The sequence below is a fragment of the Pseudomonas sp. NPDC089395 genome (assembly GCF_044749525.1).
Taxonomy (GTDB): domain Bacteria; phylum Pseudomonadota; class Gammaproteobacteria; order Pseudomonadales; family Pseudomonadaceae; genus Aquipseudomonas.
In genome coordinates this window covers 931,562-954,312 of the sequence record NZ_JBIVID010000001.1, presented here as the reverse complement: position 1 = coordinate 954,312, position 22,751 = coordinate 931,562, and the positions used below count along the sequence as shown (strand labels likewise).

General features: G+C 62.6%; 21 protein-coding genes. 9 read left to right on the top strand and 12 right to left on the bottom strand.

Annotated elements, in window-relative coordinates; genetic code table 11:
• Positions 1-172: 172 nt before the first annotated feature.
• Both ACIPZG_RS04385 and ACIPZG_RS04380 read right to left on the bottom strand, forming a co-directional pair.
• A complete protein-coding gene (locus ACIPZG_RS04385; protein ID WP_400710578.1) occupies positions 173-1,564 on the bottom strand; it encodes an aspartate aminotransferase family protein in 1,392 nt (463 codons plus the stop codon).
• 132 nt (positions 1,565-1,696) lie between these two features.
• Positions 1,697-2,626 (bottom strand): LysR family transcriptional regulator, encoded by a 930-nt coding sequence (locus ACIPZG_RS04380; RefSeq protein WP_400710575.1) that lies wholly within the window; start codon positions 2,624-2,626, stop codon positions 1,697-1,699.
• Between the two features lie 108 nt (positions 2,627-2,734).
• Between ACIPZG_RS04380 and ACIPZG_RS04375 the strand changes: the two genes are divergently transcribed.
• Together ACIPZG_RS04375 and ACIPZG_RS04370 are read left to right on the top strand one after the other, a co-directional pair.
• Entirely contained in the window at positions 2,735-4,477 is a 1,743-nt protein-coding gene (locus ACIPZG_RS04375; RefSeq protein WP_400710572.1) for an amidohydrolase, read from the top strand.
• Between the two features lie 94 nt (positions 4,478-4,571).
• Positions 4,572-5,354, top strand: a complete 783-nt coding sequence (locus tag ACIPZG_RS04370; RefSeq protein ID WP_400710569.1) for a TorF family putative porin — start codon at positions 4,572-4,574, stop codon at positions 5,352-5,354.
• A gap of 105 nt (positions 5,355-5,459) precedes the next feature.
• On the opposite strand, the gene ACIPZG_RS04365 is transcribed toward ACIPZG_RS04370, so the two are convergent.
• The 4 genes from ACIPZG_RS04365 to ACIPZG_RS04350 all read right to left on the bottom strand — a co-directional run bounded on the left by ACIPZG_RS04365 (position 5,460) and on the right by ACIPZG_RS04350 (position 8,425).
• Positions 5,460-5,732 (bottom strand): DUF3077 domain-containing protein, encoded by a 273-nt coding sequence (locus ACIPZG_RS04365; RefSeq protein ID WP_400710566.1) that lies wholly within the window; start codon positions 5,730-5,732, stop codon positions 5,460-5,462.
• Between the two features lie 4 nt (positions 5,733-5,736).
• A complete protein-coding gene (locus ACIPZG_RS04360; RefSeq protein WP_400710563.1) occupies positions 5,737-6,006 on the bottom strand; it encodes a hypothetical protein in 270 nt (89 codons plus the stop codon).
• Positions 6,007-6,425: 419 nt separating this feature from the next.
• Positions 6,426-7,745 (bottom strand): ATP-binding protein, encoded by a 1,320-nt coding sequence (locus ACIPZG_RS04355; protein WP_400642100.1) that lies wholly within the window; start codon positions 7,743-7,745, stop codon positions 6,426-6,428.
• Positions 7,742-8,425 carry a response regulator gene (locus ACIPZG_RS04350; RefSeq protein WP_400642099.1) on the bottom strand — a complete coding sequence of 228 codons (684 nt, stop codon included), beginning with the start codon at positions 8,423-8,425 and terminating at the stop codon, positions 7,742-7,744. Before ACIPZG_RS04350 ends, ACIPZG_RS04355 begins: the two co-directional genes overlap by 4 nt.
• A 250-nt stretch (positions 8,426-8,675) precedes the next feature.
• Between ACIPZG_RS04350 and ACIPZG_RS04345 the strand changes: the two genes are divergently transcribed.
• From ACIPZG_RS04345 to ACIPZG_RS04330, 4 genes are read left to right on the top strand one after another with little or no spacing between them, the layout of a single operon-like run.
• Positions 8,676-10,019, top strand: coding sequence for a DUF6861 domain-containing protein (locus ACIPZG_RS04345; RefSeq protein ID WP_400710560.1), 1,344 nt, complete (start codon positions 8,676-8,678; stop codon positions 10,017-10,019).
• Between the two features lie 18 nt (positions 10,020-10,037).
• Positions 10,038-10,646, top strand: a complete 609-nt coding sequence (locus ACIPZG_RS04340; RefSeq protein ID WP_400710557.1) for a GAD-like domain-containing protein — start codon at positions 10,038-10,040, stop codon at positions 10,644-10,646.
• 50 nt (positions 10,647-10,696) lie between these two features.
• Positions 10,697-11,320: a GAD-like domain-containing protein gene (locus ACIPZG_RS04335; RefSeq protein ID WP_400710554.1), complete on the top strand. Its 624-nt coding sequence runs from the start codon at positions 10,697-10,699 to the stop codon at positions 11,318-11,320.
• Positions 11,321-11,369: 49 nt separating this feature from the next.
• On the top strand, positions 11,370-11,990 hold the full coding sequence (locus ACIPZG_RS04330) for a GAD-like domain-containing protein (RefSeq protein ID WP_400710551.1): 621 nt from the start codon (positions 11,370-11,372) through the stop codon (positions 11,988-11,990).
• A 15-nt stretch (positions 11,991-12,005) separates the two neighbouring features.
• Here the strand turns inward: ACIPZG_RS04330 and ACIPZG_RS04325 are convergent, their stop codons facing one another.
• Genes ACIPZG_RS04325 through ACIPZG_RS04305 form a run of 5 tightly spaced genes read right to left on the bottom strand, consistent with a single transcriptional unit; the run spans position 12,006 to position 18,118 of the window.
• Positions 12,006-12,572, bottom strand: coding sequence for an NTP transferase domain-containing protein (locus ACIPZG_RS04325; protein WP_400710548.1), 567 nt, complete (start codon positions 12,570-12,572; stop codon positions 12,006-12,008).
• Positions 12,569-13,540: an XdhC family protein gene (locus ACIPZG_RS04320; protein ID WP_400710545.1), complete on the bottom strand. Its 972-nt coding sequence runs from the start codon at positions 13,538-13,540 to the stop codon at positions 12,569-12,571. The genes ACIPZG_RS04325 and ACIPZG_RS04320 overlap by 4 nt, the downstream gene beginning before the upstream one ends.
• A gap of 3 nt (positions 13,541-13,543) precedes the next feature.
• Entirely contained in the window at positions 13,544-14,755 is a 1,212-nt protein-coding gene (locus ACIPZG_RS04315) for a c-type cytochrome (RefSeq protein WP_400710542.1), read from the bottom strand.
• Between the two features lie 2 nt (positions 14,756-14,757).
• A complete protein-coding gene (locus tag ACIPZG_RS04310) occupies positions 14,758-15,294 on the bottom strand; it encodes a (2Fe-2S)-binding protein (protein ID WP_008097052.1) in 537 nt (178 codons plus the stop codon).
• The gene (locus ACIPZG_RS04305; protein ID WP_400710539.1) at positions 15,287-18,118 is read right to left on the bottom strand and encodes a xanthine dehydrogenase family protein molybdopterin-binding subunit; all 2,832 of its coding nucleotides are present in this window, start codon (positions 18,116-18,118) and stop codon (positions 15,287-15,289) included. The genes ACIPZG_RS04310 and ACIPZG_RS04305 overlap by 8 nt, the downstream gene beginning before the upstream one ends.
• 266 nt (positions 18,119-18,384) lie before the next feature.
• Between ACIPZG_RS04305 and dsbD the strand changes: the two genes are divergently transcribed.
• The 3 genes from dsbD to dsbG are packed head-to-tail and all read left to right on the top strand — an operon-like array spanning position 18,385 to position 21,708.
• On the top strand, positions 18,385-20,112 hold the full coding sequence (gene dsbD, locus ACIPZG_RS04300) for a protein-disulfide reductase DsbD (protein WP_400710536.1): 1,728 nt from the start codon (positions 18,385-18,387) through the stop codon (positions 20,110-20,112).
• Entirely contained in the window at positions 20,112-20,948 is an 837-nt protein-coding gene (locus ACIPZG_RS04295) for a TlpA family protein disulfide reductase (protein ID WP_008097055.1), read from the top strand. Before dsbD ends, ACIPZG_RS04295 begins: the two co-directional genes overlap by 1 nt.
• 1 nt (position 20,949) lies before the next feature.
• The gene (gene dsbG, locus ACIPZG_RS04290) at positions 20,950-21,708 is read left to right on the top strand and encodes a thiol:disulfide interchange protein DsbG (RefSeq protein ID WP_400710533.1); all 759 of its coding nucleotides are present in this window, start codon (positions 20,950-20,952) and stop codon (positions 21,706-21,708) included.
• Positions 21,709-22,007: 299 nt separating this feature from the next.
• Here dsbG and ACIPZG_RS04285 read toward each other — a convergent pair whose 3' ends face one another.
• On the bottom strand, positions 22,008-22,484 hold the full coding sequence (locus ACIPZG_RS04285) for an OsmC family protein (RefSeq protein ID WP_400710530.1): 477 nt from the start codon (positions 22,482-22,484) through the stop codon (positions 22,008-22,010).
• Positions 22,485-22,751 lie beyond the last annotated feature (267 nt).

Here is a 22,751-nt window from a genome sequence, read left to right as displayed (position 1 = left end):
ACCACGGGCAGTGCCCGGCTATCCCTACGAAACGGATACAACCAGGAAAAAATTAACGCTGGCGGATGGGGGGGATCGAGGTGAGCGGACGGTCGCGCAGGGATGAGAGGCGGCACGTGTGCCGCCTCTGCAAGGAAGGATTCGAAGAGGGCCGCGACGCGGCCCCGAGGGATCAGACTGCAGCAGCCAGCGCCTCGGCGAAGCGCTGGGCCACCTCATCGACCTGCGGTGCGGTGATGATCAGCGGCGGCAGGAAGCGCACCACCGCGCCGTGACGGCCACCCAGTTCGAGGATAAGCCCGCGCTTGAGGCATTCGCGCTGCACCTTCGGCGCCAGCTCGCGGTTGGCCGGCGGGTGCCCCTGTGCATCGAGCGGGCCATTCGGGTCGACCAGCTCCCCCCCCAGCATCAGGCCGCGGCCACGGATGTCACCCAGCTGTGGGTACTGGCGCTGCAGGCTCAGCAGGTGCCCGCGCAGGCGCTGGCCCATGGCTTCGGCATGCTCGGCCAGGCGATGCTCGACCAGGTAGTTGATCACGGCGGAGCCTGCGGCCATGGCCATCTGGTTGCCACGGAAGGTGCCGGCGTGAGCACCTGGCTTCCAGGTATCGAGCCAGTCGCGGTAGACCACCACCGCCAGCGGCAGGCTGCCGCCAATGGCCTTGGACAGGGTGACCACGTCCGGCACGATGCCGGCGTGCTCGAAGGCGAACATCCGCCCGGTGCGGGCGAAGCCGCTCTGGATCTCGTCGACGATCAGCGCCACACCGGCCTGTTCGGTGATGCGCCGCACGCCTTGCAGCCAGGCGATGTCGGCGGGAATTACACCGCCTTCGCCCTGCACCACTTCGAGGATGACTGCCGCCGGCAACGGCACCCCGCCTTCCGGGTCGAGCAGCAGGTTTTCCAGGTAATGCAGGCTGGCCTTGACCCCGGCTTCGCCGCCCAGGCCGAACGGGCAACGGTAATCGTAGGGGTACGGCATGAACTGCACGCCATTGCCGAGCAACGCGCCCAGCGGTTGCTTGGGCGCGTGGCTGCCCATCAGGCTCAGCGCACCCTGGCTCATGCCGTGGTAGGCGCCCTGGAAGGCCAGCACGGTGCTGCGCCCGGTGGCGCTGCGCACTAGCTTGAGCGCCGCTTCCACGGCATCGGTGCCGGTCGGACCGCAGAACTGCACCTTGGCCTCGCGGCGCAGCGCCTCGGGCAGTACGCCGAACAGGTCCTGGACGAAGCGGTCCTTCACCGGCGTGGTCAGGTCCAGGGTATGCAGGGGCAATTCGTCGGCCAGCACGCGCTGGATCGCCTCGATCACCACCGGGTGGTTGTGGCCCAGGGCCAGGGTGCCGGCGCCGGCCAGGCAGTCGATGAACTGGCGACCCTCGACGTCCTCGACATGGATGCCACGGGCGCGCTTGAGCGCCAGCGGGATGCGCCGGGGGTAGCTGCGGGCGTTGGATTCCTGTTGTTGCTGGCGTTGCAGCAAGGGTGAGTCGGTGAACTCGTACAGCGGTTGCGGCGCGCTGGCCGGCAGGGCCTGGGCAAGGCTGGAAGCGATCGACATGGGTGAATCCTCGCAAGCAAGCGAATGTGCGGGTAGTGGTCGCTTGGGAAACGCTTGGGTGGGGGGAGGATTTAGCGCTTGCTGTGGGATTTTTTGGGGGCTGTGGTGGCCCTTTCTTGGGCTAGCCCGCGTTCACGGGTGGCTTGAGAACGTCAAACCACGGGCTTCGAGAAAGCCCGCCAGGTAGTCGATGAACGCCTGTACCTTGCGCGTCGCTCGGCGATGGCTGGGGTAAACGGCGAGGATCAGCGGGCCGAAAGCGTCCGGGTCGAAGTCGTACGCGTTCATTACCTGCAGCAACTGGCCGCTCTCAAGGTAAGGCTGCACGCTCCACAACGGACACGCGTGCAGGCCCAGGCCCAGTAGGGTATTGGCCAGCAGCAGGTCGTAATTGTCGCTCAGCAGGCGCGCCTGCGGTTGCGGGACACGCATGCGCACCCCAGCCAGGGATACCCACCAGTAGCTCGGGTCCAGGGCCGGATGGCGGTAGATCAGCCACTGGTGACGGTCGAAGGTTTCCGGGCTCACCGTCAGCGGATGGGCCGCCAGGTACGCCGGGCTGGCACACAGGACGATGCGGTTTTCTCCCAAGGGTTTGACGATCAGCCCTGGCAGGTCGCTTCGCCCTTCACGCAGGGCCAGGTCATAGCTCCCATCGCCAAGGTCGACGAAGGTATCGCTGAGGTCTACGCGCAGCTTGATCTGCGGATGGGCGACGAGAAAGCCCGCACAGGCCTGATCGAGAAAGGCCCGTCCAAAGGCCAGCGGCGCGGTCAGCCTGAGGTTGCCGTGCAGACCGTGCTGCAACTGGCCAATCTCCTCACCCGCCTCATGCAGGCGCTGCAATACCTGGCGGGCGGTTTCCAGGTAGAGCCGGCCAGCCTCGGTCAGCACGGTGCGCCGGGTGCTGCGCTCGAACAGCTTTGCGCCAAGGTCGGCCTCCAGGTGGCTGACCGCCTTGGTCAGTGCCGAGGGCGTCTTGCCCAACTGCTCGGCCGCCCGACTGAAACTGCCGTGCTCGGCGGTGGCGACGAACATGCTCAGGGCGCTGAGCGTATCCATGCAGTTTTTCCTGTTTGGCAAAAAGGTTTTGCTTGCCGGCGATATTCTGCCCGCCTGCGCCATTCGTTAGTCTCGCGTGGAGTCCAATAAAAACTAAAGGCCGCCTCGATGCAACGATTTATCCCGAACGTTTTGATCAGCGCCATGGCTTTTGCCTCAATGGAAGCCATGGCCGCACCCGATCTGCTGTTTTTCAATGGCAAGGTGTTCACTGCAGAGCCTGGTCAAGCACTGGCGCAGGCCGTCGCCGTGGAAAACGGCAAAATCCTCAAAGTGGGGAGCGATGCCGAGATCAAGGCCCTCGCAGGCACCTCGACCGAGGTTGTCGACCTGGGCGGCAAGGTGCTGATGCCGGGCATGATCGACGGTCACAGCCATCCGATCATGGCCGCCCTCGATAGCCTGGGCTCGAACCTGCTCGACGAAGTCAAACCGTTACCTGAACTTGAACAGTGGATCATTGCCGAGGACAAGGCCGGGCGTGCCCGTCGCGCCGACGTGATCAGCATTGCCGGCGTCAGCTCGGCCTACTGGGAGCAGGACCAGGCGCTCGGGCAGCGCTTCAACCAAGGCCGCTGGGCCGAACAGCCACTGGTTCTGAACGGTATCGACGGGCACACCGGCTGGGCCAACCAGGCCATGCTCAAACGCCTGAAAATCGACGCTGCCCTGGTCAAAGGCCTGCCGGAGAAGGAGCGCAACTACATTGCCCATGAGGCCGATTTCACGCCCACGGGTTACCTCGCCGAAAACGGCTGGGACCGCGTGCGCAGTCAGCTGCCCGAGCACAGCGAAGACATGATGCTGGAGGCTACCCGCCAAGCGGTGAAGATCAACAACCAATATGGCGTTACCGCCTGGATGGACGCGGCCTCCAATGCCGGTGCCGGCGACTCGCTGTTCGAACTGCGCCCGACCGAGCAGAACGTCGGCGTGCTACCGCTCTACCGTAAGCTGTCGGAGCTGGGCGAACTGAATGCCCACGTTGCCGCCCTGCTGATTGCCTACCCAAAAAGCAAGCCCGGAGAGCTCGAGGCGTTGGCCAAGGTCATGCGGCAGTTTCAAGGTGTGCCGAACCTGACTTTCCCCGGCCTGAAGGTCTTCGCGGACGGCATCCTGGAATTCCCGGGCCAGAGCGCCGCGGTGCTTGAGCCCTACAAGAACAGTCAGAAAAAGGGTGAACTGCTGATCGACCCGGCGAACTTCGGCACATTGGTCGCAGCCGCAGAAAAGCACGACTGGATCGTGCATGTGCATGCCGTCGGCGACCGTGCCGTGCGTGAAGCACTCAATGGCTTCGCGTATGCCCGCAAGCTCAACCCCACCCCGCCGCCGCACAGCATTGGCCACATTCAGCTGATTGACCCAAAGGACTTCCCACGCTTCAATCAGCTCGGGGTGATTGCCGACATGCAACTGCTCTGGGCCACTGCCGAGTCCTATACCGAGGAACTGGTGAAGCCCTATATCAGCGACTGGGCCTACCGCTACATGTACCCCGCCCAGTCCTTGCACAAAGCTGGCGCCGTGATTGCCGGTGGCAGCGACTGGCCGGTATCGAGCCCCAACCCGTGGAACGCCATCGCCCAGGCCAGCACCCGCAAAGGCCCGCTTGGGGTGCTCAACAGCAGCGAAAGCCTCGACCGCGAAACCATGTTCTACGCCTACACCCTCAACGCCGCCAAAGCCCTGCGCCTGGACCGGCAGATCGGCTCCCTGGCGCCCGGCAAGCAAGCTGACCTGATTGTTCTGGACCGCGATGTGTTCAAGGTCAGCGACGAAGAACTGTTCGACACCCAAGTGCTGAAGACCTACTTCGCGGGTAAGCAGGTATACGCCCCCGAATCCTGATACGACGGGTACCAGCGCCCGGCTCCGTGCATTGCACGGGGCTCGGCGCAGCATTGCCGCATCTGCCAACACCCATAAGAACAGGAAGATCCGTATGCGCACGTTACCCGCCCTGCTCATGGCTGGCCTTGTGCTGGTGCCGCTGAGCCGTATTCAGGCGTTCGAGCTGAATGATCAGTTTCGCCTCGATGTGACGCCCACGCTGGTCAGCGATTACCGCTCCAGTGGCCTTTCGCAAACCCTCGGCGACCCCGCCGCGCAGTTGAATATCGTGCTCAGCCACGCCAGCGGCCTGTACGCCGGTGTGTGGACCTCGAATGTCGACTTCGGTCACGACACCCGCACTCGCCAGGAAATCGAGTACTACGCGGGTTACTTCTGGCAAATGACGGACAACATCAGCCTTGACACGTACTACACAAAATACGACTACCCCCGCGAAAGCGACTTCAACCAGAGCGACGTGCAGGCACTGCTGGATGTCTACGGCGTACTGGTCGGTGCCAAATATGTCCGTAACGCTTTGGGGCCGGAGGTCTGGGACGAAGCTGAAGAGCACCTCATTCACCCCGCAGGCAAAGACGAGGACCTGGCCTCGTTCCTGATCGGCTATCGCACCCTGTTGCCGGCAGAGGTCGGTTTCGAAGCCCGCTACGAATACGTCGACTACAAGGATGATGTCTTTTTCAGTAACGATGGCAGCGGCCGCTCCAGTTACCGCAACTGGGAGATCAAGCTGAGCCGTGATCTGGTCGGGGTGACATGGGGGCTTGGCTACGTTGATACCGATTTGTCCAAGACCGAGTGCCAGAGCTTTACCGGTTACGACGACTTGTGTGGACCTGCTGTAGTTGCCAGTGCCAGCAAGACATTCTAGGTAGGGTGCGGGGAACGGGCTTGTCCCGCGAATTGGCTTCAGGTTTAGAAGTTTCTTATGGCTACTGGCCCTATCGCTGGCAAGCCAGCGATAGGGCCCTTGAGGTCAATGCAATCGGTTCTTGGCCATCTCGATATCGTTCATCAATGCTTTGGCCAAGGCACTCAGGTAGTCCGCTGCACCGAGCAACTTGTGGTCATCCTCCATGTCGCCCTCGCGCACCAGGTGCTTTATGTAGCCCAGCAGTATCGAAACTTGCTCGTAGGCATCATCGATCGGAATGCCTGGCTGTACCCGCAGCAGATCTACCGGCGGGTTGCCGACATCAAGGAACGTCTCCACGCCGGCGGTGGTGAGGACTTTGGGTTCATCCGCCATGTCATCACCTCTGAGCCTGTTGGCCATAAAGTCGAGCGTGCACATGCTCCACCAACGCATAAGCAATCTCGCTGGCATGCATGGCATTGCCCAGCATGCTCAGGCCAGATTCGCCAGCGCGGGCGCGGCAGTGTTCGTCGAGGGTTTCGATGACGCCGCGTAGCAGCTCACTGACGTGGGCCAGGGCGTCGGGCGGGTACATGTCGGATTGGACGGTGAAGAAAGGGGTAGTGATAGGTTTACGGCGAGGGGGATCGGGGACGATCTTCTTCATGATGAAACTCCATTTCTCGAGAACAGGAGCTACCACCTGAATCTTTCTCACGGATTGGGTGGCAGCCGTACGTGGGGTGAGAAAACCGAGGAGAAATTGGTAAAGACTCGGCCAGGCAGAAGCCTGCCCACGTACGGCCACCATAGAGGCGCTACCAAAATCTACCTTTCAGGTTCTCACACCCGGTCGCCGGAGCGACTCGAGAACGTTATCCGTGAGACATTTCCCCGACAACAGCGAAACTTCAGCAGCGCTCGTAGGATAATTCCCAAACTAGCGAAGCCTGAAGCATTTGGTTTCAAGTTCAGAAATATCTTACGGCTGATGGCCCTATCGCGGATAAATCCGCTCCTACAGGGACCGCGCCGAACCTGTAGGAGCGGATTTATCCGCGATAGGGCCAGTGCAGGCGAAGAAAATCAGTGACCCGACCGCGCCGGCACCTGCAACAACACCCGCAACCCATCACTGCGGCTGTCGAACTTCAAACTACCCGCACAGCGCTGCACAATCGCCTGCACAATCGCCAACCCCAACCCGCACCCACCACTCTGCCCATGGCGCCAGAATCGCTCGGTCAGGTGCTGCAGATCCCCTTCGGCAATCCCCGGCCCATGGTCGCGGACCATGAAACCCACCTGCCCCGCCGCCATCTGCACCTCCAGCTCCACCTCACTGTCACCGCCATGGCGCAAGGCGTTGTCCAGAAGGTTGCGCAAGGCCGCCACCGCCAGCGGTGCGGGCATGCCCAGGTAGATCTGCGTGGCCTCTTCCGGCAAGCGCAGCACGATGCGACGGTTGTCGCCGCCACCGGCATCCTGCACCGCCTGCCGCGCAACCTGCTCGGCGCTGCACTGCACGCCGTCTTCGAACGACAGGCTGCCTTCGACCCGCGCCAGCATCAGCAACTGCTCCAGCGTACGGTGCATGCGGTCGGCGCCCTGCTCGGCATGCTCCAGCGCCTGCTCGCGCACCGCGCCGTCGGTCATGCGGGCCACCTGCAGGTGGGTCTTGATCGCCGTCAGCGGGCTGCGCAGTTCGTGTGCGGCATCGTCGGTCAGGCGCCGCTCGCGCTCCAACGCCTGGCCGATGCGCAGGAACAGCTGGTTCTGGGTTTCGAGCAAAGGCTGCAATTCACTCGGCAGGCCGGACACCTGCAGGGGCTCGACGCTGTCGGCCCGCCGTCGTCGCAGGGCGTCGCGCATGCGGTTGAGCGGCTCCAGGCCTTTGCCCAAACCAATCCAAACCAGCCCCAGGCTGCCCAGCAAGGCCATTAGCACCGGCGCCGAGGCCGCCAGCAGAATGGACTGGTTGAGCGCCTCGCGCTCCATGTGGCGGTCGGCGGTGGTGATGCGCACATCGCCGTGGTTGTAGGTGAAGGTGCGCCACAGCGCGCCGTCGATGGTCTGGTCGCGAAAGCCGCTCTGCTGGTCGTCCATGGCGCCGTCATGCTTGTGGTTGCTGGCCAGGATCTCGCCGCGCAGCGAGGTGACCTGGCAGGCCATGCCATCGGGCACGCTGAACTGGTCGGCCGAGAAATGCGCTTCTTCGCCCTTGGCGGTCAGCGGCGGCAACTGGTCGATCAGCCCGGCGACCATCCGCGCCGAGGCCACCAGGCGCTGGTCGAGGGAGAACATCATCTGCTGGCGCAGGTCGCGCAGCATCCAGGCGGCAGCCAGCACCCAGATGATGATGAAGGCGCTGCCCAGGATCAGGCTCAGGCGTACCCGCAGGCTCATGATGCGCTGTCCTCCGGCGCCTGCGCCGGCCCCAGGCGGTAGCCCAGGCCACGCACGGTCTCGACGATGCTGTTGCCGAGCTTGCGGCGCAGGTGGTGGATATGGACGTTCAAAGCGTTGCTCTCGACCTCGTCGCTAAAGCCATACACGCAGTCCTTGAGCTGCTCGCTGGACAGCACCCGGCCAGGGTTCTGCAGCAGGGCCTGGAGCAAGGCCTGCTCGCGCCGCGACAGGTCGACCGACTGGCCGGCCAAGGTCGCTTCGCAGCTGCTGGGGTCATAGCGCAGCGGGCCATGCTCGATCACGTTCACCGCCCGCCCGGCGACACGCCGCAGCAAGGTGTGCAGGCGCGCGGCCAGCTCGCGCAGGTCGAAGGGCTTGAGCAGGTAGTCGTCGGCGCCGGCCTGCAGGCCGTCGACCCGGTCGGTCACCGCATCGCGGGCGGTGAGCACCAGCACCGGCAGGTCGATGCCCTGCTGGCGCAGGCGGCGCAGCAGCTTGAGGCCGTCTTCGTCGGGCAGGCCGAGGTCGAGGATCATCACATCGAACTGCGCCGCCTGAAGCATGGCCCGGGCAGCGCCGGCGTTGGCCACGCGGTCGACGGTCAGGCCCTGGGCGGTAAGGCCGGCGCAGATGCCGCTGGCGATCAGGTCGTCGTCCTCGCAGAGCAGAACGTGCATGGTCAAGAGCTCCCGGAATGGTGTGCGTGGCATTGCACTATGGAGGGATTAACTGAGGATTATGGGCCTTGTTCACCGGTTGGTGTGAGATCTTCGCCCTGGGCATTGAGTGAAAAGCCATCACCTCATGATCGAAGCGTTTCAGCGTTTTTCGGCGAACTTTGGGAAATTTCCTACATGCTTTAGGGAAATTTCTTTGATTCATATGTGGTGAGATTTCCCCCTGTACGCGATGTCAGGGAGACACCACATGAATCTGGATTACCTCGTGCCCTCGTGGTTCGAGATCGAATCACGCGTTACCGATCACATGGGCTATCAAGGAGGCGCCCATTTTCGAACCTACAGCAACGAACCGGTTGCCTCACTGGCCCTCAACCTGCGCCGCGTGGACAGCGTGCGCAAAGCCTTTATCCACGCCGAATGGCAAGCGGCGCACCTGCTGCGGCAACGCTTTGCCGAGCTCGACATCAACAGCATCGTCGATGAGCTGATCGACGTTGTGAAGCAGATGGCGATGATCGTCGCCGGCAGCGCCATTACCGGCGGCTTGCTGGGCGCGGGGATCGGCGCCTTTGGCGGTGGCGCTGGCGCCTTCCCCCTCGGGGCTGCAGGGGCGGCGATGGGGCTCAAGGTCAGCGGCTGGATCCTTGGTGTGCTGGGGCTGTCGTCTATCGCCGAGTTCTTTATCGACGGATTGCCACGGATTGGCGAGTACTACCTCGATGGCATCCGCATTGCCTGGGAGGGCACGCGGGACGAGGGATTTAACCCGTTCGGTCGGGACGATCCGCATGCTATTTCCAGTGCTGCCCATCATATTGCCTTGGGCCATGTGGAAGTCGTGGTGCTGCTGTTGGGGGCGATCGTTTCGTACCTCACCCGCGGGCGCGGCGATGCCCGGGTGCTGGCGCAGGAGATGGCGGCTAGCAGCAAGGGGGCACGGCTGGGGCAGTGGATGCTCAAGCATGAGGAGAGGTTGAAGAAACGGCCGGATTTACAGGTGCCGGAGCGGCGTAAGGGCGTATTCGATGATCAACAGCCTGTGCAACCGGGCCGACCGGACAACAAAGACAGAGTACCCACTAAAGGTAAAGCCGGCATTATGGCTTTGCACAATGTAGAGTGTTTCAAAACAGGTAAGCTACCCACATCAAAATTTGGAGAGTTCGAGCGGCAACTGGGAGGCCAGGAAAAGGGGATGAACCGTTTAACTGTCGACGAATTCTTAAAGAATATTGCTGACCCCGTTTTAAGAAACCCGGCAAACGCCAAGCAGGCCCGGAGAGATCAAGAAGACGCTTTCATAAATCGTTTTCTCGAAGAGCTTTTGGAAGACTACGACTTCATTGAGGCTGAGGACATTGCTATCAAAAAAGCCAAGTCAGAGATGTCAACCATTGCAGCCTTACACAATCCCGATCTGGTTGCCGGCGGCAAAGACGCTATCACTGACTTTGGCGACAGGCAGGTAAACTCCACCATTGGCCCCCAGTGGAAAAGCAAGATTCACAACCTCGCCATCGCCGCTGAATCAGTGCCTGAATCAATGCGAAGCACAACATTTATGAATGTGAAATTACACAAATGCTAACCAATCAAGGAGATAATGATGGACAGATTATTTAGCAGATTCATTGAGAAACTCGGAACACCCACCTGCCAACTACCGGTTGCAGATCCGAGCATTGACCTCTACACAGGGAGATTACCCCACCAACTTCTTGATTACTGGTCTCAACATGGCTGGTGTGGTTTTGGCAAAGGTATTTTCTGGCTGGTCAACCCCCAAGAGTACGACTGCGTCGTCAACGCCTGGTTAGAAAACACAAAATTCGCGAAATATGACAATTATCATCTCATTGCACGCAGCGCTTTTGGCGACCTCTACTTCTGGGGAGAAAAAACCGGGGCCTCACTTAAAATAAGTAGCATTCTTTCGCGATATGTAACCCGCACATCCATGTACACCGGCGACCAGCTTGATAAAGGCTTTCCTGCTTTTCTTTTATCCATAAGCACAGACTCTAACAATTACGGTGACTTGTTCGAACCAGCCTATCAAAGGCTTGGCCCTCTCGCACCGGACGAAATGTACGGCTTTGTCCCAGCCATAATGCTGGGCGGCCCTAACACACTTGAACATCTTGCGAAACTTAAGGCCGTAGAGCACCTGATCTTACTATCTCAATTAGCAAGCCTTCAGGGTTACGACCAATGAAATCTTAAAACACATACAGGCCTGAAAAACCAACTGCCCCGAGACATGCAATGGATAATTTTTTCACTAGATTCGTTGAAGCCTTCGGCCCACCAATCGACAGCCGAGAAGTACCCGCCTCAACAATTGAGCGATACAGAGATACGCTCCCTCCCAAATTATTGGAGTATTGGTCAGAGCATGGGTGGGCTGGCTATGGAAATGGCATATTCTGGCTGGTCAATCCACAAGAATACGATGCCGTGGTTTCATACTGGCTAGAAAATACCAATCTCAGTTCGCACGACACCTACCACTTGATTGCACGAAGTGCCTTCGGAGACCTGTACCTGTGGGGTGAAAATACGGGTTTCTCCTTGAAGATAACAAGCGTTGCCTCCCGATTCGTATTTCACAATAAGCACTTCACAAAGGAACAGCTCAACACCGAAGTTCAAGGCTTTATCCTATCAAGAAAAGTCGACTCGAACGATTTTAACGACCTATTCGAATCCGCACGAGAAAAGCTTGGCAATCTCAACCATGACGAGATGTACGGCTTTTTCCCGGCCCTCATGCTAGGTGGTTCCGACTCTCTGGAACACCTCAAAAAGGTCAGCGCCGTTGAGCATTTGGTCTTCTTGGCACAGCTGACAGACCTTGAACCCTACCCCTTCTCCGCCAGACCGGCCTAGTGCCGCTGCTTTTTTGACATATACCCAACAACTAAAAAGGAATTAACCAATGAACGTAGTCTTCTCCATCTTCCTCGAAACCTTCGGCAACCCCATCGGCCACCAACCCGTCCCGGAGTCCGCCCTCGAATATTACAAAGACAAACTCCCCAACCAACTCCTCGACTACTGGAAAGAACACGGCTGGTGCGGCTACGGCGGCGGTCTTTTCTGGCTGGTCAACCCAGGTGAATACGAATCCGTAGTCGATTCCTGGCTCGGCGGCACCGCCCACGACACCTATCACCTCATCGCCCGCAGCGCGTTCGGCGAGTTGTACCTGTGGGGTGAGAACACCGGCTCGATGCTGACCATTGCGGCCTACCACTCCCGGTACTTCTTGAGTGCCCCAAGCGCCAACAGCGAAGAACGGGACAACAAGATCCAGAGCCTGCTCATGTGGGCCATGACCGAAAACATCGGTCTGGGTCTTTTCGACGAGGCCCGGGAAACATTGGGCGATTTGCAAGCCAACGAGATGTACGGTTTCGTGCCCGCCCTGGTGCTGGGAGGCTCTGCCACGCTGGATCGTCTTCAGCGACTCGATGCCGAAGTGCATTTGGTTCTGCTCTCGCAGATGGCTGAACTTGAACCGTATGAACTCGATGATGAGGAAGAAGAAGCTGAATAGGCAGAACGAACGCCCTCAGCGGTAAACCGCTTCAGGCCGATCCACATCCTGCAATATCCCGGCGTCCTGCACTTCAAGCCTGATGCAACTCGCCGGGTGCGCCTTCACTACCGACCTTGCCCCTTCATCACCCGTGAGGCGTGAAAGCGCCGACCAGAAATCGCGCCCGAACAAAACGGGATGCCCCTGCTGCCCGTCATGCTGTGGCAAGACGATGGTGGATGCACCCGCAGCCGACACCAGCTGGCCAAAAGTGGCCGGTGCGATCCAAGGCATATCGCCCAACAGAATCGCCACCGCCTGTGCATCACTGTCGATCAACGAAGCCGCCCCAGCCGCCAGGCTATGCCCCATCCCCAACCCGGCATCCGGGCTGGCAATGATCCGGCATTCACCCGGCAACCCGAGATCTTCGCCCCGCTCGCCATCACGCAGTACCACGCGCACATCGCTGAACACCGAGCAGGCTCGCTCGACGCTATGCACCAGCAAGCTGCGCCCGTCGTCCAGCGTGGCCCGGCGCTTATCGCCGCCGAAGCGCACGCTGCTGCCGGCCGCCAGCACCAACGCCACCACCCTCACAGAGCTGCCCGCTCGATGCCGTTGCGCTGGCGTAGGATATCGGCGAGCACCGCCAGGGCGATCTCCGCCGGTGTCTTGCTGCCCAGGTTCAGGCCGATCGGTGCATGGATACGGGCCAGCTCGTCGGCGCCCAGGCCGCCAATCCGGTGCAGGCGTTCGCGACGCTTGTCGGAGGTGGCCCGGGAACCCATCACACCGATGTAGAACGCTTCGGTGCGCACGGCTTCGAGCATGGCCAGATCGTCGATCTTCGGGTCATGGGTCAGCGCCACCACGGCCGTGTCGGCATGGCAACCGCCGTTGGCGATGAATTCCGACGGCAGCTCCCGGCGCACTTCGATGCCGTTCAGCACCACGCCGTCGAGCACCTCTTCGCGCGGGTCGCACAGGATGACCTCGAAGCCCATGCCCTTGCCGAACTCGGCGCAGTAATGGGCGACGCTGGAATACCCTGCCAGCAGCAGACGCTGGGCAGCACCGATCCGCAAGTACACACGACTGGCTTCACGCACGACCCGTGGGCCTTGAGCCGTGTCGTCGCTGAGCCGGCGATCGCCTTGCGGCAAACTCACCTCGCGCAGCAAACGACGCTGGCCCTGCAAGGCGCTTTCCAGCGCACGCAAATGCGCCTGCACCTCGCAGTCGGACGACAGGTTTTCTACCAGCACCTCGAGCACGCCGCCACACGGCAGGCGAATGTTCGAGCGCCGGTCGCTGCCGTCGCCATAGCGCACGATGGCCACCGGCTCGGGGAACTCGCCCAAGGCCACGCGTTCGAGAAAATCATCTTCCACGCAGCCGCCCGACAGCGAGCCAACCCACTGCCCGCTGTCGTTCACCGCCAGCAACGAGCCCGGCGCGCGGGGCGCCGAGCCGTAGGTGGCAAGCACCGTGCACAACCAGACCCGCTGGCCGTTGCAGGACCACTGCAACGCCTGGCGTATGACCTGTAGATCGAGATGCTGCACCGTTTACTCCGCCTTCAGCTCGGCGAGCTGCTGCACGCTCAGGTCACCGGGCAATCCACCCCAGGCCTGGCGCAGGTAGTTGACCATGTCCGTCAGTTTCTGGTCATCGAGCTTGTCGGCAAAGCCTGGCATCGGCTGCATGCGCTCGAAGCCAGTGAACTGCTGCTCGCGGATGCCGTCAACAATCGCCTTGACCAGGTTGCGTGAGTCACCCTGGCGCAGCACGGTGTTGCCCTGCATGGCTACCGCGATGTGCGGCTTGCCCTCGCCGTCGACGCCGTGGCAACCGGCGCAGACGTTGAGGTACTGCTGGCGGCCGCGCTTGGCGCTGTCGCTGAGCTGCTCCAGCGGCACTTCCTTGATGACCTTGGCCGCTGGCGGCTGTTCGCCCAGCAGGTAAGTGGCCATGGCCGCGAGGTCAGCGTCTTCCAGGTGCTGGGTGCTGTGGTGCACCACCGGGAACATCTCGTTGAACATGCTGCCCTGGGCACTGATGCCGTGCTTGAGGAAGGTGGTCAGGTCCGGCTGGGTCCAGCCTCGGTCGGCCAGGTCCTGGGCCAGCAGGCTCGGCGCCAGGTAGCCGTTTAGCAGGCCTCCGGTCAGGCGCTTGTCCTGCTGCAATGCACCGATCGGGTTGCGCGGGGTGTGGCATTCGCCGCAGTGGCCCATGACTTCGACCATGTACTGACCGCGCTGCCAGGCCGGGCTCTTGCCCTCGGCAGGCTGCAGCTGGACGCTCTTGCCATAGAGCATGTTCCAGCCGGACAGGCCCGTGCGCACGTTGAACGGGAAGCTCAGCTTGGTCTCCGGCGCCGGGCGGTTGATCGGCGGGATGGTCATCAGGTACGCCAGGATCGCGTCGGAGTCTTCCCGACTGATCAGGTGGTACGAGGTGTACGGCATGGCCGGGTACAGGTTGGCGCCATCCTTGCGCTTGCCTTCGGTAACGGCCGCGAAGAATTCGTCGGCGCTGTAGTTGCCGATGCCGTACTGCTTGTCCGGGGTGATGTTGCTGCCGTAGATGGTGCCGAACGGCGAATGGATCGGCAGACCACCCGCATACGGTGCGCCGCCCTCGGCGGTGTGGCACGCCATGCAATCGGCGGCGCGGGCCAGGTATTCACCACGCTTGACCTGCGCGTCATCGGACGCCTGGGCAGCCAGCGAGATGGCAAGACCCAGCGCCAGCGCCAGGCCGGAACGAACGAAGCCCATGCTCAACCCTCCTTGACCAGGCCAAGATCATTGAGCACCGTGCGCGTGGCGTCGTAGTAACGCACGTAACCGGTACAACGGCAGATGTGGTGACCCAGGCTTGCCTCGATGCTGTCTTCCACTTCGCTTTTCTTCAGGGGCTGACGCTGGGCCTTTTCCACCAGCACGGTGGCGGCGTTGACGAAGCCCGGTGCGCAGTAGCTGCACTGGAAGGCGAACAGGTCGACGAACTTCTGCTGGATCGGGTTCAGCGTCATGTTGCCGGCCTCGTCCTGCTTGGCGTGACCTTCGATGGTGCGCACTTTCTTGCCGGCGAAATAATGGACGCCGGTGATGCAGGTGCGCACCTCTTCGCTGGTGCCGTCGGGGTTGTCGACGATCACCACGCAGGCGTGGCAGATGCCCTGGCCGCAACCCAGGCGGGAACCGGTGAGGTTCTGGTGTTCGTGCAGGTAGTCGTTCATCGACAGGTCATCGGGGACCTCGACCGGGCCGACCGGTTGACCGTTGAGGGTCAGTTGAAGCGAACGGTTAGCCATTGAGGGCCTCCTTGATACGGGCTGGAGTAATCGGAAGATCGCGTACACGTTTGCCAATGGCATGGGCCACGGCGTTGCCGATGGCACCGACCACCGGGATCATCACCACCTCGGCGATGCCTTTGGACGGGTCGGTCGGCGACAGCGGCGGCAGGATTTCGGACGTCTGCTGCCAGACCGCCACATCCTTGGCGAACGGTAAGCGATACCGGTTGAAGTTCCAGTCGCCCTCCCCTGGGCCACCTTCATGCAGGGGCATCTCTTCGGTCAGCGCATGGCCGATGCCCATGGCGATACCACCTTCGAGCTGGCCCTTGACCAGTTCCGGCACCAGCACGCGACCACATTCGACCCAGCTGTGGTGGTTGAGCACCTGCACTTCACGAGTGCCTTTGTTGACTTTCACCTCGACGATGGTCGCCACCGGACTGTAGTAGGTGACCATGGCGTTGTTCAGCTGGGTCGCCGGGTAACCGGCGTTCTGTCGGTCGAGCAGGTGGTAGCCGTCGCTGCTCATCTGGGCTTTCTTGGCGTTGGGCGCGCCGTCGCCATACTTCACCGCCATGGCATCGAGCGGGAAGCGCTCGCGCACGCCGTCGATGACGAAGTCGGCCTCAGCCCAGCTCCAGCGGTTGAAACCGTGCACGCTGACGCCAGTCACCAGGCCCATTTCGTGGGCTTTCTTCGCCAATTCGGCGAACGGGATAGGCGACAGGCCGTTGCCGGTCAGCTCGCCGTTGACCCACACCGCGTTCTCGCGGCGCACCACCAGCGGGTTGGCCTGGCCACCGAACGGGCCTTTGCTCCACAGCGCCATGGCGGCAGGCCACAGGCCGTGGTTGAACAGCACGCGCGCCGCTTCCCGGGTGGCGTGGCTGAAGTAGAAGGCCGAGTTGGTCGCCGACGAAGGCGAGGCCAGCTTGGCGACCCAGCGCGGGTTGCGCAGCGCGGCGTCTTGTTCGGCCTGGCTGATCAGGTACGGGTTGCCGCTGGTACTCAGCTGCAGTTCCGGCCATTCGGTGACGGCGGTTTTGACCTCATCGGCCGAGCGGCCGAGGAAGTCGCTGACCACCAGGGCCTGGGAGGTGGACATGCCAGTACCCAGCTCGGTGCCGATATGGCGCAGGCTGATGCGGCCATCCGGGGTGAATTCGATGCTGGCCATCGGCGCTTCGGCGCCGGTGCCGAAGTCTTTCTGGGTGATGGCAAAACCTACGCCGTACCAGTGATCCGGGTCCTTGGCGTCCATCGCCTGCTTGCGCGCGGCGCGGTTGCGCCACCACTCGTGGGCGGCGGCCTTGTCGAGGATCTCGTACAGGCGCAAGGCGCCGGCCGGCACCGCGCCCTGGGTGTTCTTCATGCCCGACTTCAACGCGTTAGCGCGGCGAAGTTCGATGGCATCGACGCCCAGGCGGTCGGCGATCTCGTCGACCATCATCTCGGTGGCAGCCATGCTCTGCAGGGTGCCGTAGCCGCGCATGGAGCCGGCCTCGACGCCACGCGAGTGGTAGGCGGTGACGGACAGATCGTTCTGCGGCATGTAGTAGATCGACTGGGCCGCCGTTGCACCCACTGCAGCCACCGACGGGCTGTAGTTGATCCGGCCACCGCCGTCACAGCTCATGTCGGCGCGGAAGATCTTGAAGGTGTTGTCCTTCTTGTCCACGGCCAGTTGGTAGCGGATGTCGAAGGCGTGGCGCTTGATGCCGCTCTGGAACTGCTCGTAGCGGTCGTTGGCCAGGCGAATCGGCACACCGGCGCCATACAACGCGGCAACCGCGGCGTAGAACACGAAGATGTTGTTGTCCTTGGAGCCGTAACCCACGGTGTAGCCAGGGTGCATGTTCAGGTGCTGCAGGCCGAAGCGTGACGGCTTGATCATGTGCACGCATTCCTGCGCCGCTTCGAACGGGCACTGGGTAGCGACCACGAAGTGCAGCGTACCGCTGGTCGGGTCGTACCAGCCGTTGCCGTTGTCCGGCTCCAGCGCCGCCGGCTCGATGGACGGGGTCTTGTAGCGCTCGTCGAACACCAGCCAGTCCTGCGGCGGGTTGTCCAGCTGCTCGCCCATGCGCTTGGCGTAGAACAGGCCCTGCTCGGTCAGGTCGCCGTGCTGGTTGGGCTCCTTCGACCACACCGGTTTGCGGTTGAGGATGGTCGGGAACAGCATCGAGTTCTTCAGGCTGGAGAACTCGTCGTCGTCGAACGGCGTGGCGCCGCCGACACGCACGAAGCGGAAGCTGCCATAGGGGTCGCGCTGGTACAGCGGCGCCTGGGCGCCGTAGCGGATCGCCTTGTCGTTGAACTGCAGCTGGCGCTTGGCCTGGCGGTAGCGCTCGAAGTCGTGCCAGATCAGGATCGCCACTGGGTGGCCGATGAACATCGGCACCTTGCCCGGGGGCAACAGCGGGTCGGGCGAGTGGGCTTCAGGCCAGGCGATGCCATCCTTTTGCAGGTCGGCGGCCGTGACGATGCGGTCCGGCTGCAGGTCGGCGCCCAGCCAGTCGAGGTCGTAGCCTGCGTAGATGCGGTCGGCCTTGGTGATCTTGAGCAACATTGCGTGGCCTTGCTGGGCGGGCCAGCCGGGCATGTCCTTGGCGCGGATGTCGCGGGCGAAGACCTTGTTGCCACACACCTTGGACAAGGCGTCGTTACGGAAACGCGCCTTGCCGTCGTGGTTCATCCACTTCTGCGGCGAGGTGGTGACACGGTCTTCCATCAGGGCGGCAAAAGCCTGGCTGCCAAGCGGCGCCATGGTCACGCCGACACCGGCGATCAACCCACCTTGCAGGAAGGAGCGCCGGGATATATCACGGTTGGACATGCTGGATCCTCTGGGCAGAAATAGAGGTCTGCCCATCTTTTGATTTCTTGATTCTAGATGCAGGGAAAATCGGGAAGGGGGAAAAGCCTGAAAGCTGACTATAAAGTCAGTTTTATATCAGGAAAAAGCCGCTTTGGCAAAGTCAAGCGGACAGTATGTCGCGGTATGTCTGAATCGACCGGCGCCATTTGTAGGAAGCGGGTTAACCTTGGGTTAATCGACCCACGCCAGCATGGCCCCACTTCACGTACTGCCAAGGCGAAGACATGCGCGTCCTTCTACTCTTCCTGACATTGCTGCTGGCCGGCCCACTGCAAGCCAACCCCTTCGACGTCAAACCCGACTTCCTGCCGGTGGACCAGGCCTTCGTGCTGACCCACGACCGCCAGGCCGACGGCCAGATGCGCCTGTTCTTCCAGATCAAGCAGGGGTACTACCTGTACCAGAAGCGCCTGAAGTTCGACGGCCTGTCCGCCGACCAGCAGCCGCAACTGCCGACTGCCCTGAACCACCACGACGAGTACTTCGGCGACAGCGCGGTGTACCGCGACCAGCTCGAACTGCTGCTGCCGGCCAACGCCCAGGGCCAGCTGCGCCTGGGTTGGCAGGGTTGCGCCGACGCGGGCCTGTGCTACCCGCCGCAGACCACCGTGATCGAGCTGGGTGGCAAAGCCCTCCCCGCCACCCTCCCCGCCAGCGACCAGGCCAGCGACCAGGCCCTGGCCAGCGGCTTGCAGAGCGCCAGCCTGGCCTGGAGCCTGCTGGCGTTCTTCGGCCTTGGCCTGCTGCTGGCGTTCACCCCCTGCTCGCTGCCGATGCTGCCGATCCTCGCCGGCATCGTCCTGGGCAACGGCGCCAGCGCGCGGCGTGGCTGGGTGCTGGCGGGTGTCTACGTCCTGAGCATGGCACTGGTATACGCGGCACTGGGCGTGGTCGCCGCCCTGCTGGGCGCGAGCCTTCAGGCCTGGCTGCAACAACCTTGGCTGCTGGGCAGCCTGGCGGCATTGTTCGTGCTGCTGGCCTTGCCGATGTTTGGCGCTTTCGAGCTGCAACTGCCTGCCGCCTTGCGCGACCGCCTGGACCGTGCCGGGCAAGGCACCCAGGGCGGCAACCTGTTTGGCGCCGCGTTGCTGGGCGCGTTGTCCGGGTTGCTGATGGGCCCGTGCATGACCGCGCCGCTGGCCGGTGCGCTGCTGTATATCGCCCAGAGCGGTGATGTGCTGCAGGGTGGGCTGGTGCTGCTCAGCCTGGGCCTGGGCATGGGCGTGCCGCTGCTGTTGCTGGTGACCCTGGGCAACCGTTACCTGCCGCGCCCTGGCGCCTGGATGAACCGCGTCAAAGGGGTGTTCGGCTTCGTGTTCCTGGCCATGGCCCTGTACACCGTGCGCGGCCTGCTGAGCGCCCCGCTGCTGCTGGCCTTGAGCGGCGCCTGGCTGATCGCCCTGGGCTGGGCCACCTGGCCTGCCCTGCAGCGTTTGCCTGCGCTGCGCGCGGTGCCACTGCTGGGTGCACTGTGGGGTGGCTTGCTGCTGGTCGGCGCCGCAGCCGGTGGCGATGACCTGTGGCAACCGTTGCGGCCATTCGCTGGCAGCGGCGCCGCGCCGGCTGCCGCGCAGCACGGCGAAGACGCATTCGTGACGGTCAGCAGCCCGCAAGACCTGCAACGCGAACTGGACGCTGCCAAGGCCCGCGGCCAGTGGGTGATGCTGGACTACTATGCCGACTGGTGCGTGTCGTGCAAGGTCATGGAAAAGCAGGTGTTCGCCCGCAACGAGGTGCAGGCCAGCCTGGCCGACGTACACCTGTTGCGCCTGGACGTGACCGCCGACGCGCCGGCCAGCCGCGAGCTGCTGCAGCGCTACCAGGTACCCGGCCCGCCGAGCATCATCTGGCTCGGCCCGGAAGGCGAGGAACGCCGTGCGCGGCGCATCACCGGTGAAGTGGACGCCGCCGCGTTCCTGCAACACTGGACCCAGACCAGGAGCCAAGGCTGATGCTGACCGTCACGCTGGGGCCATTGACCATGGCCCTCAACCACCTGTTGATGCTCGCCGCCCTGGGCGTGGCCAGCCTGGTCGGATGGTGGGCCGCCCGGCGTGGCGGTGAAAGCCCGGAGTCGGCGCTGTTCAACCTGTTCCTGATCGGCTTGCTGTGCGCCCGCCTGGGCTTCGTCGTGGCCTACTGGCCGATGTACCGTGACGACCTGCTGCAGGTGATCGATATCCGCGATGGCGGTTTCCTGTTCTGGTCGGGGCTGGTCGGCATCGTCCTCGCCGCCCTCTGGCAAGGCTGGCGCCATCCCGGGCTGCGCCGCCCATTGGGCTGGGCGTTGTTCAGTGGCGCGCTGTTCTGGGGCCTGGCCAGCCTGGGCGGCCACCTGTACAGCAAGGGCACCGAGCTGCCCGAGCTGAGCCTGCGCAATGCTGGTGGCCAGTCGGTGGCCCTGCACAGCTACCGCGGCAAGCCGCTGGTGATCAATATCTGGGCCACCTGGTGCCCGCCGTGCCGGCGCGAGATGCCGGTGTTGCAGCAAGCCCAAGGCGAATACCCTCACGTGACCTTCCTGTTCGTCAACCAAGGCGAAACGCCGGAGAACGTCAGCACCTTCCTCGCCACCACCGGCCTGAGCCTGACCCATGTGCTGTTCGATGGCACCGGTGTGCTGGCCCAGCGGGTCGGCTCGATGGCGTTGCCGACCACCTTGTTCTACGACGCTGACGGCCGCCTGATCGGCAGCCACCTCGGCGAGCTGTCCCGGGCCAGCCTGCGTCATGCCCTGGAACCCTTCCAACGGGCCGCCGCGCCCGCCCCTGCCGCACAAGGAAATTGACATGCGATTGACTGCACTGCTGCCCCTCTCCCTGGCCCTGCTGGCCGCCCCACTGGCGCAAGCCGAAGAGTTGCCGAAGGCGATCCAGCAACTGCAAGCCAAAGGTGCCGTGATCAAGGGCAGCTTCGATGCACCCGACGGCCTGCGCGGCTACGCCGCCGAATACCAGAACAACGGCATCGCCTTCTACCTCACGCCGGATGGCAAGCACGTGCTGGTCGGCAGCCTGTTCGACGAACAGGGCAACGACATGAGTGCCGAGCCACTGGAAAAGCTGGTGTACGGGCCGATGTCCAAGGCCATCTGGGCGAAGCTTGAAAACACCAGCTGGATCGCCGATGGCAAGGCCGATGCACCGCGCAAGGTGTACCTGTTCAGCGACCCGAACTGCCCGTACTGCAACATGTTCTGGCAGCAGGCGCGGCCGTGGGTGGAGTCGGGCAAGGTGCAGCTGCGGCATATCATGGTTGGCATCATCCGCGAGGACAGCCCGGGCAAGTCGGCGGCGCTGCTGGCCGCGAAAGACCCGGCCAAGGCGCTGCAGCAGCATGAGAAAGCTGGCAAGGCGAGCACGCTGAAGGCGTTGGACAAGGTGCCGGAAGCGGTGCAGAAGAAGCTTGAGGCGAATCTGGCGTTGATGGATGAGATGGGGTTGCAGGCGACGCCGGCGATTTTCTATCAGGATGAGCAGGGGAACCTGCAGAGCCAGCAAGGGGCGCCGCGGCCGGAGCTGCTGGGGCAGATTCTCGGCAAGCGTTGAGGATTCGGTAGTCTGTACCGGCCCTATCGCCGGCAAGCCGGCTCCCACAGGTATGGCGCAAGGCTTGAAGCCAGCGCTGTCCATCTGGGAGCAACTGTCTTGCTCAACTTCTAGAAGTTGATGCGATTCCTGTGGGAGCGGGCTTGTCCCGCGAACACCGGCGAAGCCGGTGCCATACTCCGCGCTGCCTGTTTCGCAGGGCAAGCCGGCTCCCACAGGTATGGCGCAAGGCTTGAAGCCAGCGCTGTCCATGTGGGAGCCGGCTCGCCGGCGATTGGGGCGCAAAGCGCCCCCACCCGCTACAGCCCCTTCGCCTTGACCACCGCCTCGCAGCGAATCGGGAAATTGACCGAGTTGGCGATGAAGCACTCATGATGGGCCTCGTCATGCAGCCGCATGGCCAGCTCCACATCGGAATCGGCAGTCACCACAACCTGAGGCCGCAGGACGGCATCGACGAAATGCCCTTTGCGCTGGCCCTCGCCTTCGACCATGCGCCCCTCTGCACCATCGACGTATTCCGCGACGGTCACATTGTTCACTGCACAAAGGTGCAGGTACCACAGCTTGTGGCAGGCCGAGATCGAGGCGAGCAGCAGGTCTTCTGGGTTCCAGCGGCCAGGGTCGCCACGGAATGCAGGGTCGGCCGAGCCGAGCAGCTGTGGTTTGCCCTGGGTCTGGACGGTGAAATCGCGCTTGTAAGCCTGGTACCCGGAAGTCCCCTCTCCGGTGTTACCTGTCCAAACCACTTTGACCGCGTATGTATGTGCCTTCATGCCAGCTCCTCGGCTGCCGGTTTTTGTAGGCCCTACAGCATAGGTGAAGGGGCTGCGCGTCCCACTGAATTACTGAGTTTGCGTACTGCCCTATCGCCGGCAAGCCGGTTCCCACAGGTATGGCGCAAGGCTTGAAGCCAGCGCTGTCCATGTGGGAGCCGGCTTGCCGGCGATTGCTTTTACATGTTCTGAAGCAGTTTTATTGGACATGAAGACCTAGACACTTCCGATTCAAAAAAGAGAAAACTCTTACGCACAACCGGAAGT